The sequence below is a fragment of the Dyadobacter sp. 3J3 genome, assembly GCF_009801115.1.
Taxonomy (GTDB): domain Bacteria; phylum Bacteroidota; class Bacteroidia; order Cytophagales; family Spirosomataceae; genus Dyadobacter.
Map to the genome: position 1 here is coordinate 1 of NZ_VTOL01000028.1, position 15,965 is coordinate 15,965.

Annotated in this window: 14 protein-coding genes; 5 read left to right on the top strand and 9 right to left on the bottom strand. The window is 40.2% G+C overall.

The window, feature by feature from the left end:
* Positions 1-318 precede the first annotated feature (318 nt).
* Positions 319-735: a Shedu immune nuclease family protein gene (locus FZF08_RS30315; RefSeq protein ID WP_229216767.1), complete on the bottom strand. Its 417-nt coding sequence runs from the start codon at positions 733-735 to the stop codon at positions 319-321.
* Positions 736-778: 43 nt separating this feature from the next.
* On the opposite strand from FZF08_RS30315, the gene FZF08_RS30320 reads away from it, so the two are divergent.
* Positions 779-1,960, top strand: a complete 1,182-nt coding sequence (locus FZF08_RS30320) for a hypothetical protein (RefSeq protein WP_159478226.1) — start codon at positions 779-781, stop codon at positions 1,958-1,960.
* Between the two features lie 126 nt (positions 1,961-2,086).
* Here FZF08_RS30320 and FZF08_RS30325 read toward each other — a convergent pair whose 3' ends face one another.
* Both FZF08_RS30325 and FZF08_RS30330 read right to left on the bottom strand, forming a co-directional pair.
* The gene (locus FZF08_RS30325; protein WP_159478229.1) at positions 2,087-2,728 is read right to left on the bottom strand and encodes a GNAT family N-acetyltransferase; all 642 of its coding nucleotides are present in this window, start codon (positions 2,726-2,728) and stop codon (positions 2,087-2,089) included.
* 78 nt (positions 2,729-2,806) lie between these two features.
* Positions 2,807-3,949: a histidine decarboxylase gene (locus FZF08_RS30330; RefSeq protein WP_159478232.1), complete on the bottom strand. Its 1,143-nt coding sequence runs from the start codon at positions 3,947-3,949 to the stop codon at positions 2,807-2,809.
* A 1,954-nt stretch (positions 3,950-5,903) separates the two neighbouring features.
* On the opposite strand from FZF08_RS30330, the gene FZF08_RS30335 reads away from it, so the two are divergent.
* The 4 genes from FZF08_RS30335 to FZF08_RS30350 all read left to right on the top strand — a co-directional run bounded on the left by FZF08_RS30335 (position 5,904) and on the right by FZF08_RS30350 (position 8,586).
* Positions 5,904-6,296, top strand: coding sequence for a hypothetical protein (locus FZF08_RS30335; protein WP_159478235.1), 393 nt, complete (start codon positions 5,904-5,906; stop codon positions 6,294-6,296).
* A 130-nt stretch (positions 6,297-6,426) separates the two neighbouring features.
* Positions 6,427-7,149: a DUF998 domain-containing protein gene (locus FZF08_RS30340; protein ID WP_159478238.1), complete on the top strand. Its 723-nt coding sequence runs from the start codon at positions 6,427-6,429 to the stop codon at positions 7,147-7,149.
* A 160-nt stretch (positions 7,150-7,309) separates the two neighbouring features.
* Positions 7,310-7,732 carry a hypothetical protein gene (locus FZF08_RS30345; RefSeq protein WP_159478241.1) on the top strand — a complete coding sequence of 141 codons (423 nt, stop codon included), beginning with the start codon at positions 7,310-7,312 and terminating at the stop codon, positions 7,730-7,732.
* Positions 7,732-8,586 carry a hypothetical protein gene (locus FZF08_RS30350; RefSeq protein WP_159478244.1) on the top strand — a complete coding sequence of 285 codons (855 nt, stop codon included), beginning with the start codon at positions 7,732-7,734 and terminating at the stop codon, positions 8,584-8,586. Before FZF08_RS30345 ends, FZF08_RS30350 begins: the two co-directional genes overlap by 1 nt.
* Before the next feature lie 240 nt (positions 8,587-8,826).
* On the opposite strand, the gene FZF08_RS30355 is transcribed toward FZF08_RS30350, so the two are convergent.
* The 6 genes from FZF08_RS30355 to FZF08_RS30380 all read right to left on the bottom strand — a co-directional run bounded on the left by FZF08_RS30355 (position 8,827) and on the right by FZF08_RS30380 (position 15,958).
* Entirely contained in the window at positions 8,827-9,417 is a 591-nt protein-coding gene (locus tag FZF08_RS30355; RefSeq protein WP_159478247.1) for an RNA polymerase sigma factor, read from the bottom strand.
* A 295-nt stretch (positions 9,418-9,712) separates the two neighbouring features.
* Positions 9,713-10,087 carry a response regulator gene (locus FZF08_RS30360; protein ID WP_159478250.1) on the bottom strand — a complete coding sequence of 125 codons (375 nt, stop codon included), beginning with the start codon at positions 10,085-10,087 and terminating at the stop codon, positions 9,713-9,715.
* A gap of 62 nt (positions 10,088-10,149) precedes the next feature.
* Positions 10,150-10,809 carry a response regulator transcription factor gene (locus FZF08_RS30365; RefSeq protein WP_159478254.1) on the bottom strand — a complete coding sequence of 220 codons (660 nt, stop codon included), beginning with the start codon at positions 10,807-10,809 and terminating at the stop codon, positions 10,150-10,152.
* Between the two features lie 88 nt (positions 10,810-10,897).
* Positions 10,898-11,302 (bottom strand): hypothetical protein, encoded by a 405-nt coding sequence (locus tag FZF08_RS30370; protein ID WP_159478257.1) that lies wholly within the window; start codon positions 11,300-11,302, stop codon positions 10,898-10,900.
* A gap of 567 nt (positions 11,303-11,869) precedes the next feature.
* Positions 11,870-12,973, bottom strand: coding sequence for a T9SS type A sorting domain-containing protein (locus tag FZF08_RS30375; RefSeq protein WP_159478260.1), 1,104 nt, complete (start codon positions 12,971-12,973; stop codon positions 11,870-11,872).
* 282 nt (positions 12,974-13,255) lie between these two features.
* A complete protein-coding gene (locus FZF08_RS30380) occupies positions 13,256-15,958 on the bottom strand; it encodes an Ig-like domain-containing protein (RefSeq protein ID WP_159478263.1) in 2,703 nt (900 codons plus the stop codon).
* Positions 15,959-15,965: the final 7 nt, after the last annotated feature.

The following is a 15,965-nucleotide window of genomic DNA, read 5'->3' on the forward strand; positions in this document are numbered from 1 at the left end:
GAACTAAAAGGTGAAAGTTTAAGAAAAAAACGGTAAAATTGTCAGCCCATCAGAATCTCTCAGATCAGAACCTAAATTAAGGGGGGTCAGTATGCCCGGTACGGGGTCAGCATCAACGGAATATCCACTTGTAGTCCATAGTGATTTATTTATGTACCAATATGTTCGATAGACGGACTTGGCCTGCAATGTAAATCTACTTTGGAATGGTTTATAATCAACGAACTAAACTTACTTAGGCACTGAATCTGACATTTCTATGGTGACAATTCCGTGTTCCTGTAAAAAATGGCTGAAAGTTCTCTTTTAGAATTATTATTACTTGATGATAGATTTTGTGTCAAATTTTTCTATAATATTACTCAAACGCTGTAATAAATCGTCATATGTTATAATATCTACGATGTTTGCGTATTTTCTTTTAATAATCTCAAAATCGAGTTTTTGGTCTCTATTGAACTGATGGCTACGTCCAAGAATTAAAAGACCTTTTGGATTGGTGAAATTGATCTTCAGGCCGTTTGGCAGATCTTTTTTGTATTTCTCATTGACTTCCCTCTCTCCATTAATTCCCCATTTGTTTAGATGGAAAATGTATTTTTCCACTTGCATTATAGTTTCGGTGAGTTCTCTATTTGGTACATGATTGTCCCTGGGCCTCGATTTTGAGAGAATAGAATCGTCAAGTGGTTTTTTGATTTCAATCAGGTCAAGGTTCCCATCGGCATCTATCAATGCAAAATCAATCTTTCGTCGCGTAGGGCGAAAATCTGATTTAATGCTTGCCTCCTTGGAAAATGAGGAAGTGAAAAAGCTTTATCAGGAAGAACTTTTAGAGTTTGATACTATTTATAGTTCCCTTCTGAATTCAATTGTTCAAATCGAGCTGGATGAGCAGCGTCACTTCAAACAAAGTAACATTTTTAGTAGCCAATATCAGGAGCGGGCAAAGAGATCGGCGGAAATTACAGCTTTGTTAAAGCCTTATGTGCAAAACCAAGACGCAAAGAAGCAAATTGAAGCTTTGGAAAAGCTCAAAGGGGAAGACACCCAAAAATTGAGTGTAATCAGCCAACTAAAAATTGAGATTAAGGACAATGAGACGGCCCTTTCTGAAGACAGGAAAAAGATTTTCACTAATTACAAAGAAAATTTCGAGGAGTATAGCAGAATTATTACAGAACTTTCTGAAAGAACCACACTTCTTAAAAATGATCGATTGCAGATTGTGGGGAAACCTTGTTTCAACTTCCCTAAGTTTCGAAGTAAAATAGTTCCTATGATGGACGGAAGAAAAGCTAATTTTGAATCGTATGCATTGTTAGACAGCCAGAAGAATGCAACTGCTGATTTTACTATCGAGACATTGATGTCGGAACTGCAAAGTTCTTTTTCGTCTATGGCCGAAGGGCTTGATTTTCCGTTTGTGTCCAAAGTGGATGTTAGAGCCGCTGTAAAACTGTTGCTGGATGATTATTTCTTTGACTACTGGGATGTCATATATGACAATGACGAGCTGAAAAATATGTCTTCTGGCAAAGCAAGTTTCGTTATACTTATGCTTATTGTGGGATTAAGCAGGTCCAAAGCGCCAATATTAATTGACCAGCCCGAAGATAATCTGGACAATCGTTCAATAAGCAAAGATTTGGTAGAATACCTGAAAAATAAGAAGTTAGAACGGCAAGTGATTTTGGTTACGCATAATGCAAATGTTGTTGTCAACGCCGATGCTGAAAATGTAATTGTTGCTAACCAGAAGGGTCAGAATGAAAAGGCGACAACAAGTCCGTACCAATTCGATTACGTTAACGGACCGATTGAGAGCACCAAATCTTTTGATAAGGCGGAAAAGGATTTGCTAAAATCCATGGGTATACGCGAGCATATCGCTGACATTGTTGAGGGGGGAGAAGAGGCCTTCAAGAAAAGAGAAAGGAAATACGGTTTTGGGAAATGATGAATACAAGAAAGCTTTCGATAAAATATTAGTATTAGAATAATCTATGGCTAAAATTCCAATGAACGTTATTGGTATTTTAGCCATAGGCTTGAAAGATTCATCGTATGATACCCTCAGTGATGACTAGATAACATTTCTTTTCATAAAAACTCCTGCGGGTATGTCGCTACTTTCGGGTGTCAAAATTTCTTTATGGAAGTGAAATCCAAGAAGCGGGCCGTATAATTTCGCTGAGCGCCTGGTACTCGCCAGAAGAAATGGTACCTCATATCCGAGACTTTCAAAATGGTCTAACGTCCATTTCAAAATATAGCTGCCATAACCTACTCCCTGTGATTCAGGTGAGACTGCAATGTAATCGGGAAGCATACTTTTGTCGAGCTTATCTTCGTCTATTTGTAGGCCTGAGGCTTCATATAGCCAATAATAACGTTTTACACCTTCAGATTCCAGTACTTGATGCCACCTCTGCTTCCATTCTGAAGGTGTTTCTTTACTATATGCATGGCGGGTCCAAATTAGAATGACTTTTTGATCTGGGCTGCAAAAAACGGCTCCGTCAGATGCAAGTGTATCTTTGATGACCGCTTCAAAAAAATCCTGGAGTACTTTTTCGTTTGTTTTTTTTCCGAGCCAAAAGTTAAGTGTAGGATCATTCAGAAAAGCTTTTGCAAGTAAATTCCACTGCCAAGGCTCTGCTTGGGAAATTCTTATGGGAGTTGGGTAGTCCATCTTTTTTGAGATCGAATTATCGAATGTTTTCATGTTTTTCATTAGGAGTCAGAACTGAGGATCAAGGGTTTTTTCTCGTATTAATTTTACCTATTATGATAATTAAATTGTTTATGCTGTTGTCAATCTCCTCTCGCAATTCTCTACGCTTTTGTCTTTAATCATGTCTCTGAGGAATTCGTCAATCGTGTCTATTGAAATTCCAGGCATACATATAAGATGCGCCTGCTCGCCTTGTGTCGCTAACTGCCATTTTCTGCAGATAAGCTCTCCTGGCTTTGAAAACACCACAGTAATAGATTGGTGATTTCGCCATGCGTCAAAACCAGCATCTCTCAATTTGTTTTCAGTATAACTAGCCAGGGATAAACAAACCTTTGCTTTTTCACGAAGTCGATCCTTAGCCTGAGTTTTAATAGCGTACCATAAAATGACTGGGTTAAGGCCATTTCGTGATCCGGTAATTGTCGTATCAATGGAACCGATATAGGATATACGTTCGGCAACCCGATCCCGATTGCTTTTTTTTACGATAACGACACCGCACGGTATCGGCGAACCTATAAACTTGTGCCCACTACATGCTATGCTATCAGCTCCATGCTTAAAATCAAATGTTGGGTCGCTGGTGAGCAGTGGAAGGTAAGTCCCGGACAATGCTGAATCGCAATGAATATAGTGTGAAGTAATCTTCGCTTCATAAAGGGCTTGCTTGATAATTGGAACATCGTCTTTTGCTTCGGTCATCGTTGTGCCGATATTTGCGACGATAATTGCCGGTTGCCGATTGTTTTTATCAAGCTCGTGCCTTAGACAAGCGTAGTCGATCTCCCCATTTTCACTGGTTGGAATTAAAACGGACTTCATATTTAGCAGTCGCACACTTTTTGGTACACTGTAGTGTGTGGCAGTTGAGTAATAAACCAGGGCATCGGGAAGGAGCTCTCTGGCGATGTATAACGAATAAAGATTACTTTCGCTGCCCCCACTGGTAACATAACCAGATACATCATGTTTCGGTGCCCGAAATAGATCTGCAAAAAAGGATATGACCTCGGTTTCAAATGCAAATGAGTTTACACCGTAATTTCCTTCAATAAATGGATCGCCCAAGTTGATCAAGGGAAACGTAAGAAGAGAATAAAGTTCGCTGTAATCAAAGCCTTGAGCAAAAGGATATCCGATAGAAGTAGACGCTTTTGCTCGTAATGATTCAATATATCGGGTTAGCCGATCTCTGTCGAGAATATTCATGAGGTTCTACGGGTATGAAGAGTTTTATAACGTTTATTGATTGAGTATGCATTCAGTTGGAGATGTGACCGAAATTCCAATACGAACAAATTTTTAACTGGTAAAATTCTTGATTGTTTTAATAGCGTTATCGGAGCTTATATTTTTTATTTCCCATTGTTTTCTGTACAGTCCGTGGCCTTAGGTTCTTTTATTTAAAATATAAATGGCTAATAGATGGTTAAAATATTGTGTTCAGTAGCGAAGGGACTAGAAAAATATTTAAATCACAACTGTATACAATCGTTCGTTTGAAAAGGAAAAATTCGGACATGACGAAATCGACATCTTTCAGCTTAGCAGAACAGGAGTAAATTTACAGGATCGTATTTTTTAAATCAATAGCTACAAAGCTCTGACGTTACAGAACTAATTCTACGAATTCATAAAATTTATGCCAAATTTTTCCATGGCGAATATCTATTTTTGAATTTCCGGCATATTAGTTGATACACGAAATAATTTATGTGCCAAAAGAGCTATAATGCGAGAGAAACTCCGATCCTACACTCAGCATCCCGGACTCACCTTCGCCCGGGGATTTTGGATTTATTAAAATTGCTGAAAATAGCACTAAATCTTTTCAATTAATCTCACTACAAAGCGGATGACATTACTATCATTGAAAACTCGTATGTAGCAATAAAGACATAAGACAAATACCAAAGGAAGTATTATGATAAGACAATATTGGGCTATAATACCATCTATTCTCTTCTGGTTATCCTCATTAATGCCAAATAGTTTAATAAGCATGTATGCTCCAGATACCCCCAATATCAAAGTGATACCAGTCACCAGACAGAAGGTGATGTAAAAATGAATTTTTTCGTGCAGGTTCGAAACTGAAGGGATCGTTCGCAAGAATAGCACTGGCAAAGCAGTGACTTACAACAGCCATAGCATGTAAAAAAGGAGCTGAAGAACTAATTTTTTTTTCTTTATATTCATCCTAGTGACATTTAAGATTTATTCCGATGAGTGAGGAGAGGAATCTGATATAGTTGTGCTAACGGAAGCTGGTACAAAAAAACGCCAGGTAGTGATTATACGTAAGGAATTACTTGACTTATTTGATCGTAAAGCTGTTTTATGGCACCTGATGTTGAACGGTGACAGATTCTTCTTAACTCTGAGCCTAAAATTTTAATCTAAGACCCAATTTGGTGGAATTGGTCACTTTTGCTGTGTTTTTGGTAGGTAGATATATTCGAGATAGCAGCAGTCATAAAGCATTAATTGAAAAACCTTCTTATCATACTTGATTGGCGATCAGGCCTGATTTACAACGTATTTCCGGGATTGGACAGGACGAAAGATGTCTGGCAAATCTAGCGACAGGTCAAATTTATATCGAACAGGGCTATGGCAACGAGGTATGTCAGGGATTGTAGCTTAACTTTTAGTGAAGCTGACATTGAGGATTAATTACTAGATGCCACCACATATGGATACGGCTAAAATCCAGCTTGCAATCATCTCTAAATCAATTGTGTACTCTGAACAACGCATTTTTAATGTTTCCATACTATGCAAACAACTGTGATATATATAAGATCATGATTACAATTTGGGCTGATTATGAAATAATTTATTAAACGGTACTTCTCCTGATTTTCATATTTTTTACATTCATGCTGAGTAAATTCAATATGTTTTCCTCGGCTCTTTCGCAACGGGAAATTCTGCTTAAAGTACCGTGTATTTACCATTGTAAATACCACAGATTTGCAAGATATTTACCTAATTATCAAAAGATTGTAATTGTTTTACAGCAGTGGAGCCCGTTTTAAATTGAGTCCGGAATTTCTGCCTTTTTATAGAATATTTTATTGCATCTTACAGGATATCAATTCCGTGCAAAGCAGCATACTTTTTACACTTATATCCTCCCAAAATAAAGTAACGAAATATTATGATTTTACAGATAGGTCAATCGGTAACAGTTGTCGTGAGGGCAAAATTAAAATTTGGTGGCGATGTCGATATTGACGTCAAAGTAGGGGAGGTTTACTCCTGTTATGCCGACATGGATCAGGTGTGGAAAGACTCGTTCATCAGCACCGATGCCGAAGGGTTTATGAATCCACTATTACTCTTCTCAGGTAGACGTCTTAGCGGAGTTAAGTGTTTTACCTTGTGTGGTACCATCAACAAAGATGAATTAAATCATTTTAAAATAGGCTCCTCACAGACTGGCGTTGTCATGCCTGATAGTGGTAAGCTCTATTTTTTTGCAAATGACAGTACTAAGCATTACAGCAATAACCATGGCTTACTGGTGGTTACCGTTAGCCGCCATTCCTAAAACTTTGTCAGAAAGTCAGCAGCTGATTAGAAACTGCATCTTTTCGCTGAAAAATTTATTTTTTCACAAAATCCCAACTCTATCAAAAATAAATACAATCATCAACTCAACTATTGTATTGTCTTTTCAAATGCTCAGAAAGATCGTCGGCCTCCTGGGTCTGGCGATTCCGGTTATTCTTTTTACAGGTTCTGTTGTTGTTGGCAATTGTCACGAGATACAGGGATCTATCAGCGGCTACTATCATACCGTTATGCGAGATGTTTTTGTCGGAACATTATGTATAGTAGGCTTTTTTCTTTTTGCGTATAATGGATATAGGAAAGAAGACAAGATTGCCGGTGAACTTGCGTGCCTGTTTGCACTTGGGGTTGCATTTTTTCCGACCTCGATAGACCTTCCGAGAACGTGCTGTGTAATTGGTACCGCGTCTGATAATCCGCTGATAAGTAAAGTACATTACATTTCAGCAGCGTTGCTATTTCTGGATTTTACCTATTTTTCCTTGTTTTTGTTCACCAGAAGTAACGGACAGGAAACGAAAGAAAAGAAAAGCAGGAATAAGGTTTACGTTTTTTGTGGGATTACTATGTTATTGTGCATTATTCTGCTCGGAGTCTATTTTGCATTTTTTCAGGACTGCACATGGTTAAGTGATTACAAACCGGTGTTTTATTTAGAAAGTATCGCCTTATGGGCATTTGGAATATCCTGGCTTACGAAAGGTGAGTTGGTTTTATCAGACAAGCCCCATCTTTCCCACGGAAATTCAAATCCGATCATTGTCACCGGACCGACGCAGTCGTTAAAAGAGCAGCCAGATCAGGATGATATTCAGCAGCAGCACGAGTGAAAGTCAATGATGTTGGCTTTACCGTTAAATCAATAATTCCAAAATTGGAAAATGAAAATCAGAAAACGCCAGAGTGTTTCATAATATTCTGGTAGTCTACAACTTCATCAGTATTGATAACTTTTATTAAAACCATTTCCTACACTAAATGTCGCATGTGATGTCAACTTCCTATTCAAGAAACCGTACCAAAACTTTATTGATGAGGATCATCAGTAGAAAAATATCAGCTCAGTATTCAGAACCTTTTGTATCATTTAAAGAACATTCGGTCAATGCGGCTATTGCTTTTGATGTAAGCAGGGATGATGTTGATTCAAGCTTTATAAAAAACATCAAGGAGGATATACTCAACGCGGCAAATCAGAGCGATGTTGATACTGATTATCTGGATTACAAAACAACATTTGATGAGCTCAGATATGATGATGACATGTATACCCAGGCGGCTGCATTGCTAACCCATACCTTACAGGAAAATAATGACGGGCAGGGAGAAGTAACCCGACAAGAGGTAAAGGATTCGAAAACGGTGGGCGGATGTGTTACTATGGTATTAGGGAAAGCTGGAATTGAAAGCTGATGAAAATATATTGTATTTTTCTGCTCGTCATCATTACTCAGGCCGAGGTCTGGGGGCAATGGACTCCAATGGTGAGGCAGTCTTTTGAATCATCAGATAAAAAATCAGAACCAGCTGCGTTTTTGGCGACGTTTCCAAAAGGAAAGGGTGCGTCTTTCTTAATTGACGGAGGGATTGGATTGGAAAAGGAACTTTCTTTGAACCGGCTTTACTTTAAAGCAGTGGTTGAGTATCACAGAAATACATTAATAGAAAAAAAGCAAAACAATGGTCAACTTGGCGGTGGAATTGAATGGTTTATACGGCCGGCTGAAAAACAAAATAACGGAATCGTAACATCTGACTTGAAATATGTCAGGGACGCGGTTGCAGATAAGGCTTCAGTAGTGTGGGCAGGAGAGATAACGCCCTTTTCGAAAATATTTAACAAACCGATTTATCGTTGTAACAAAGTCCTCGCTTGGGTTCTTTCACCAGCGGCAGGTTTTGAGTATCAGAATACTTTTGATGCGCCGGAAGCCACAAAGGATTCTTTACGCGGCAATATTCTGAGAGGCGTATTGAAGGGTAAGGTTTCGTTGTCACTTCTGGATCGGCCAGCTCGCGTGGGTGGCATTGCGGGCCCTACATATCTTCAGCTTTATGTAAATACAGCATTCCGTTACGATGTAGTTAATACGACCGAAACTCCCGCGGGATGGCACCCGTATCTAGACACAGGACTAATATTTTACCCGGTTCATAAGCAAAATAACAAATTCTCTCTGGGGTTGAGTTATGTAAATGGCGAAAATCCGGCTAAGGGATTGGCCAGGCAGGAATACTTTCTATTTGCATTTCGGGTCAAAATCTGAATAGATCCTGCTGGACTTCTGAGTAGAAAGGGGGGATTAAAAAACGCAAGGTTCTGTTATCATTCAAAGACATAAAAAACATTTCCGGCAAGTGCCGGAAATGTTTGACATTATGCAACCATAAACTTGATGAAAAGCTGTGGACGTCCCCAACTTGCTCGATGAGTGCCGGAACGGTAAACATGCTGGTTGCAGGAACAAGTTGTAAGTTATGTTGTATACTGGGAACAACCGTGCTTTCTATTTCAACATGGGGCACATACTCTGACATCGGATCCGCAATTTATTTCTTGAACGCATAAGGCGCATTTTGACGGCGCTTTCCGTGATTTGAAAGGAAAGTGCAATATCCCGGACACTGATATCCTGACTATACCGCATCAGCATCAATATCCTTTCCTCCGTAGGCAGTGCGGCCATCGCATCTTCGAGAATAGCAATCAAGTCCGAATCTTCTGCCCTGTCAGCTAAATACACGGAATCGTTAATATTGCTTTGCCATATTCTCGAAGTCTGGAGTTTTCGGTTTTCAATTTTAAATTCATCCATGCAATAATTGAAGGTGACTCTGGAGAGCCAGGTTGAAAATTGAGCTCTTCCACTGAAAGAGTCAAGTCTGGAAATCACCTTTAAGAAAATATCATGGGTAAGGTCCTGAGCTTTTACCGGATCCCTAACAATGGAAAGACACTGCCTGTAAACATGAACTGAACACCTTACATACAGAATTCCAATATAGGTATTCTGTCCGGTCTTCAAAAAAAGAGATACCAATTCTTCGTTGGTGTAAGAATGATTAGTCAATCCTTTTCGGTCGAAATTTAGCTGCATAGAACAAACGAGCAAAGCACTCAGCACGAGTGATAATTATAATTATGACAGGGAGATGTTTAACTGTTTATCTGGAGATTCAATGCTGTCTGCTTTAAGACGGAACGAATCTGGAAATTGTATCTATGAACTCGCTGGGTTACCCACTGGGCGTTACATTCTTAAATCATGAGCGATTCTCACATTATTTGGAACCGCCAATTGGCTGATTACAAGATGATAAGCGCTATTTTGTTTGATTGCATATGGCCATGAATAATTATTTTGTCAGTGTAGGTAACCTCGGCCCGAACATTCAAAAAACAGGATTCAATAGTTTCCAGATTGTTGAATACAAGTTTTCCAGATTCTCTTGTTTAGATATATATTTGTCAACACCTACGTTAATAAATTTAGCTTCTGTGGGAGCGTCTGATATTCCATCATACATCACTAAAATTTTTACGGGCCGATACTGATGCTTTATCCACCGGATTTGCAATGGATAAGAATGGCTCCTGAGATCCACGCCAATGACCACAAGGTCTGGTTTCGTAGCAGGATACGATCTGTAAAATCTTTCAAGGCTGTCCGTTTCAGTAAAAGAGACTTCCCGGAAACTACTGCTGAGAAATAGTGTTAACCCTTTCCTGAAAATAGGATGCTTGTCAATAATTGCTATACAGGCCATTCATCTGTTTATTATGGTTGTTTTTTTGAAAAATCGTACCGGTTTACATCTCATCTTTTCTATTAGTATGAGATCATTTTGCTGCCGGGCATAAGGGTATTCTCGGCATTTCCGCTCATGTAATGTATCAACTCAACGACATTACTGATGCGAAGTTTGGTGAAGATTTTGTTTTTCTGTGTGCTTATTGTTGTCGCTTTTTTATTGAGCAACTTTGAAATTTCATTTGTTTTGAGTCCGTTGACCAGGCAGGTAGCAATTTCCAATTCTTTGACTGATAGTCTTTGCATCGAAACTGTATTCGTAAATGAGTTGGAAAAGTTAAAATACTGAATCAGAAGTGAGGCTTCTATGTAGGGCCTGCCCGACAGGATTTGTTTAATAGCCTCACTGATATCTGCAATGGACGAGGCACTTTCCGAGTAACCTTTTATCCCCAGAGAAAATAAGAATTTCATCTCCGGGAAACTTACATCATCAGAAAGTACAAGAACTTTTACAGTCGATTTGGATAATTTTAATTTCCTTAGTAAATCTGATAATATGTTTGAACTGTTTGGCTTATGCAAAACTATCAGTTCAAACTGCGCCCATTCTCCGGATTTTTCCAAAAGGTCACCGATTTGACCGTCTTCTATCTTGGCGTTCGCATACAAATTTTCTATGATCCTGCCTATACCTAAACGGAAGATTGAATTATCACTGGCTATGAATATTTTCATGATCGATATTGTTTTTTTTACAGGGCTATTAATTATGGTTTTTCAGCCGTGTGCGTTTCAGCGGGGCTACTAATTCTTTAACTGTTGTTTAATCGTCAGGATGCCTGAGTAACATGCTGATTTTGCTTAACAGATCCTGTTTGTTATTTGCTCTGGTCACTTCTCTTTGGGCCTGTCTGATAATCTGCTTGATGAGCCACTCGTTACAGACAGGCGAGTTAAGCAAAATCTGTAAACCAGGATTGTAGCTGATCACATACCTTACAAAATCAAGTCCTTCTACATCTGCGTCTTTAAGGCTAATAACAAAAAAATCAAATGGATTAAATAAAATACCGCACTTCCTTCCAAAGATGGATTTCTGCAGCGTTTCACTGATGCTGCGGCCATGCTCAACATAAACCTGTTCAGCAGTCGATTCCGATAGCATGTTTTCTAAAACCACCTCGAAATCACGGTCATTTGTGGAGTCATATAATAGCAAATGTTTCATCGCTGATCACATGTTTAGTTAACGCTCAATTCATTGATACATGTTATTCAGAAAAAAATCGACTTCCCGGAAGCCCGGGAAGTGATCATAGTCACTCGTACACTACGGAATGATTTACCTCCGTGTCTCTGCCTGCAACCCAAAGATGAGGGACATGCGTGTTGCAGCAGGAAGCTATCAAATTAACGTTGAGAAGAAGTCTACAAAATACAGTCTCAATAGATACCATTTAGCAATCTGGAGGGAACTTTCTCGTGTGTGTTAAGTGCACCACCACCAACTTCGATCAACCGGCGTTATACTGAATTTTACTTTTATGACCGTTGACGGGGATGAAACAAGGCATTGATACTTATTGTTTTGGAATACCCTCGTACGTTCCTGTCAAGTTTTCTTCTGCACGACTGACTTTCGATATATCAGATAATGTGGTTGACAAAAATATTACGTTTTGCATAAGAGCGTTCATATAGGCCATCTTCCATGTAATAGAATGAAGCTCTTTGAATACATCTTTCCGGAATTCCGGAAAGATGTATGAACTACACTATTCTCACAATAGCATTATTATTTGCTAATCAGGATTCTTTGTGATGACTGTGCCCCATTGATTCTGGTTATGTTTACGAGGTAAATTCCTGCGGATAGATTTCGGAGGTTGATTTCTCCACTGTCAGATTTGCCAGCCTGATATACGCTGCGGCCATTCATATCAAGGATCTTAACCTGGGTCACCTGCTTGTAATCCCGGATAACTAATTTTTCTGAGGTAGGATTAGGGTAAACCGACAGATCTACGCTGGTAATAATACCTTCAAATTTCACGCTCTGGATACGGCTATAGGCATAGGTTTGGTCCCTGTCAATCATTTTCAGGCGATATAGATTTTGACCTTGGTCAGGCTTTCTATCCGTGAAATAGTATGTTTTCAGGGCTTTGCTTTCGCCATTGGAGGCAACTGTTCCGATTTCGTCCCATGCTTTCCCATCCAGGCTGTGCTGGATCTCAAAATGGTCGCTGTTGGTTTCTTCTGTGGTGGCCCAACTAAGCTGCGACAAATTCCCTTCACGCACTGCATTGAAGTAAGTTAATGTAACTGGTAAAACCCCATCTGTGTAAGTATAAGTAGACTGCACGTTACTTCCGGGCGAAACATCAATATCACCACCTGCACCAGGTGCAATATTCGCATTGAAACCACTACCATTATTCGCACTTGCCTCAGCCGATGTCGATGCTGTTGTGACCGTACCGTCAAAAGAAACCGGTCCTCCGTAAAAACTAAAAGGATCGGGTGCCCCCGGAACAACTGAATTTTGAAGTCCAATAACGGTCCAGACATCTGTTGCATCCGATGTTCCGTCGCAAGCACCTGAACATTCAGCAGTCCAGTTAAAATAAGCCGCACCTGCGCCAGATACTACGGGATTTCCTCCATTGAGTGTTGGTTTAATTTTATTTAGGCTTACCCTGATTACAGTTGGATTATTATCAGGATCAGGGTTTGTAATATCATTGGAAGATACATTTTGAAAATTAAAAGACACGGTTATTGTGCCGCCTACTTTTGCCGGAGATGGCACAAGATTTGCTGTTGACAAAGAGGGATCCTGTGCAAAAGTTATTGATATTATCAGGGCGAATAAAAAAGATAAAATTAATTTTTTCATGACTATCAGGTTTTAGTTTGTGGGGTAATTGATATTATCGTTATCCTGTCTTTCAGGAAATTATTTGCGCCTTGGGAGACGTCCGATATTACTTGAGTTAATTAAAGATTGTGCTGGTAGAAATATTATCTGATTTTAAAACATATTCAATCCTTGAAAAGGATTAAATATAGTGTGTGGAAAGAGGGTGCCCATGCTTTATTTGAAGCACCCTCTTTTTTTATTTTCAATCAAAACATGTGTTACTGATCAAACCAAGCCTACCTTTAAAAATTAGGTAAGTCATTTAGTTATAACGATTTTGTGCACGGTAATTAAGCCATTCGTTTCTTTGACTTTCAATACATACATTCCAGGTAATAATCCTTTAACATCAATTTTGGAAGATGATGATAGCGAATTACCTTTAAAAACCAGCCTCCCAGACATATCACTTATTGTAACTTCTTCCAACTTATCTGAGCCACCTTTAAATGACAATTCGTCAACTGCCGGATTGGGATATAGTGCCAGGCTCTCACCTTTTGTCAAACTTTCAAATTTAACACTTTGAATACGGCTGTAAGCGAAAGTTGCGTCTTTGTCAACCATTTTCAAGCGGTACAGGTTTTCAGCTTGCTGTGAAGGATTACTATCACTAAAAGTGTATTTTTTCTCGGTAGCGCTTTCGCCGTGAGAAGCTACTTTTCCTATCACATGCCAGTCTTTGCCTGTAGTACTGTGCTGAACTTCAAAATAATCGCTGTTCGATTCTTCTGTTGTAGTCCAGTCAAGTTTTGCCGTTTGTCCTTCTTTGCTTACTTTGAAAACTGTCAATGTTACAGGCAATGGTGTTGCATTGATAGTAATCGTAGCAGGGTTAGATGTATTTCCACCAGTATCCGTAACGGTATAATTAATTGTGCTGGTAATTGGTGTTGTTAAAGTTGGATCCGGTGTGAACTTTACGACACCTGTGGCTGGATCTACCGTATAAGTACCTTCTCCGGGAATCGTTACAGAAGTCGATGGAGTTCCAGTACTAGGGTCAATCAGCTTAACCGTTGTAGGATCCAAAGGAGAGGAACCTGGTGTATCATTAGTTAAAACTGTAATATCCACAGGTGCTCCATTCTGTGAAGTACCAGAATCGTTATTAGCCACCGGAGGCGTAGCGGTTACAGTAATTGTAATCGTTGCAGGATTAGATACTAAACCATTAACATCTGTCTCTGTATAAGAAACGGGTGTGGCAGTGCCCGTGAAGCCAGCCACTGGGGTGAATGTCACAGTCCCGTTAGGATTCACCGTGTAAGTACCTTGATTCGGAACCGTTACTGAGGTAACAGGTGTGTTTGTAGCAGGATCGATCAGTTTTACCGATGCAGGATCTATGGCAGCAGAACCTGGTGTATCATTGGTGGTTGCCGTCAAAGTTACAGGTGTTCCGGCCGGAGTCGTAGCAACATCAGCGATAGCCGTTGGGGGCGTAGCGGTTACAGTAATTGTAATCGTTGCAGGATTAGATACTAAACCATTAACATCTGTCTCTGTATAAGAAACGGGTGTGGCAGTGCCCGTGAAGCCAGCCACTGGAGTGAATGTCACAGTCCCGTTAGGATTCACCGTGTAAGTACCTTGATTCGGAACCGTTACCGAGGTAACAGGTGTGTTTGTAGCAGGATCGATCAGTTTTACTGATGCAGGATCGATGGCAGCAGAACCTGGTGTATCATTGGTGGTTGCCGTCAAAGTTACAGGTGTTCCGGCTGGAGTCGTAGCAACATCAGCGATAGCCGTTGGCGGCGTAGCGGTTACAGTAATTGTAATCGTTGCAGGATTAGATACTAAACCATTAACATCTGTCTCTGTATAAGAAACGGGTGTGGCAGTGCCCGTGAAGCCAGCCACTGGAGTGAATGTCACAGTCCCGTTAGGATTCACCGTGTAAGTACCTTGATTCGGAACCGTTACCGAGGTAACTGGTGTGTTTGTAGCAGGATCGATCAGTTTTACTGATGCAGGATCGATGGCAGCAGAACCTGGTGTATCATTGGTGGTTGCCGTCAAAGTTACAGGTGTTCCGGCAGGAGTCGTAGCAACATCAGCTACAGCTGTTGGCGCTGTTGGAGTTACCGTCACTGTAATCGCTGAGGGATTTGAAGTCAAGCCGTTTACATCATAGACTGTATAATTTATAGGTGTTGCAACGCCCGAAAACGTAGCAAGAGGGGTGAATGTCACTGTACCGTTAGAATTCACCATGTACGTACCTTGATTAGGAACCGTTACCGAAGTAACCGGTGTGTTTGTAGCAGGATCGATTAGTTTTACAGATGCGGGGTCTATGGCCGCAGAGCCGGGTGTGTCATTGGATAACACGGAAATCGTTACTGGTGTGTTAACGGGAGTTGAGGTTGCATCCGGTGTAGTAACGGGAGGATTTACTGTAAATGTGTAAGTAGCTTGCACATTACTTCCTGGTGAAAGATCAATATCACCTCCAGCCCCGGGTGCAATATTAGCATTGAACCCGCTTCCATTTAACGCATTCGCCTCAGCTGATGTCGAGGGAGCCGTAACCGTACCACTTATGGAAACGGGCCCTCCGGAAATTGTAAAAGGATCCGGCGCCCCTGGTACAACTGAATTTTGCAGTCCGATAATTGTCCAAACGTCTGTTGCATCTGAAGTGCCGTTACAATTGCCGGAACATTCCGCAGACCAGTTGAAATAAGCTGCCCCTGCACCAGTCACCACCGGATTACCTCCGTTGAGTGTTGGTTTAATTTTATTGAGGCTTACCCTGATAACGGTAGGGTTGTTATCGGGATCAGGATTTGTCAGATCCTGTGAAGATACATTTTGGAAATTAAAAGACGCTGTTATTGCCCCACCCACTGTTGCCGGAGATGGCGCTACATTAGCCGTTGACAGGGAAGGGTCCTGGGCAAACACTATTGATACCACAAGGGCAAACAATATAGATAGACTTATTTTTTTCATGATTTCG

Excerpts from the sequence above, each read along its gene's own strand:
- FZF08_RS30320 (WP_159478226.1), top strand. The coding sequence starts at position 779 with ATGCTTGCCTCCTTGGAAAATGAGGAAGTGAAAAAGCTTTATCAGGAA.
- FZF08_RS30325 (WP_159478229.1), bottom strand. The coding sequence starts at position 2,728 with ATGAAAACATTCGATAATTCGATCTCAAAAAAGATGGACTACCCAACT.
- FZF08_RS30330 (WP_159478232.1), bottom strand. The coding sequence starts at position 3,949 with ATGAATATTCTCGACAGAGATCGGCTAACCCGATATATTGAATCATTA.
- FZF08_RS30335 (WP_159478235.1), top strand. The coding sequence starts at position 5,904 with ATGATTTTACAGATAGGTCAATCGGTAACAGTTGTCGTGAGGGCAAAA.
- FZF08_RS30340 (WP_159478238.1), top strand. The coding sequence starts at position 6,427 with ATGCTCAGAAAGATCGTCGGCCTCCTGGGTCTGGCGATTCCGGTTATT.
- FZF08_RS30345 (WP_159478241.1), top strand. The coding sequence starts at position 7,310 with ATGTCAACTTCCTATTCAAGAAACCGTACCAAAACTTTATTGATGAGG.
- FZF08_RS30350 (WP_159478244.1), top strand. The coding sequence starts at position 7,732 with ATGAAAATATATTGTATTTTTCTGCTCGTCATCATTACTCAGGCCGAG.
- FZF08_RS30355 (WP_159478247.1), bottom strand. The coding sequence starts at position 9,417 with ATGCAGCTAAATTTCGACCGAAAAGGATTGACTAATCATTCTTACACC.
- FZF08_RS30360 (WP_159478250.1), bottom strand. The coding sequence starts at position 10,087 with ATGGCCTGTATAGCAATTATTGACAAGCATCCTATTTTCAGGAAAGGG.
- FZF08_RS30365 (WP_159478254.1), bottom strand. The coding sequence starts at position 10,809 with ATGAAAATATTCATAGCCAGTGATAATTCAATCTTCCGTTTAGGTATA.
- FZF08_RS30370 (WP_159478257.1), bottom strand. The coding sequence starts at position 11,302 with ATGAAACATTTGCTATTATATGACTCCACAAATGACCGTGATTTCGAG.
- FZF08_RS30375 (WP_159478260.1), bottom strand. The coding sequence starts at position 12,973 with ATGAAAAAATTAATTTTATCTTTTTTATTCGCCCTGATAATATCAATA.
- FZF08_RS30380 (WP_159478263.1), bottom strand. The coding sequence starts at position 15,958 with ATGAAAAAAATAAGTCTATCTATATTGTTTGCCCTTGTGGTATCAATA.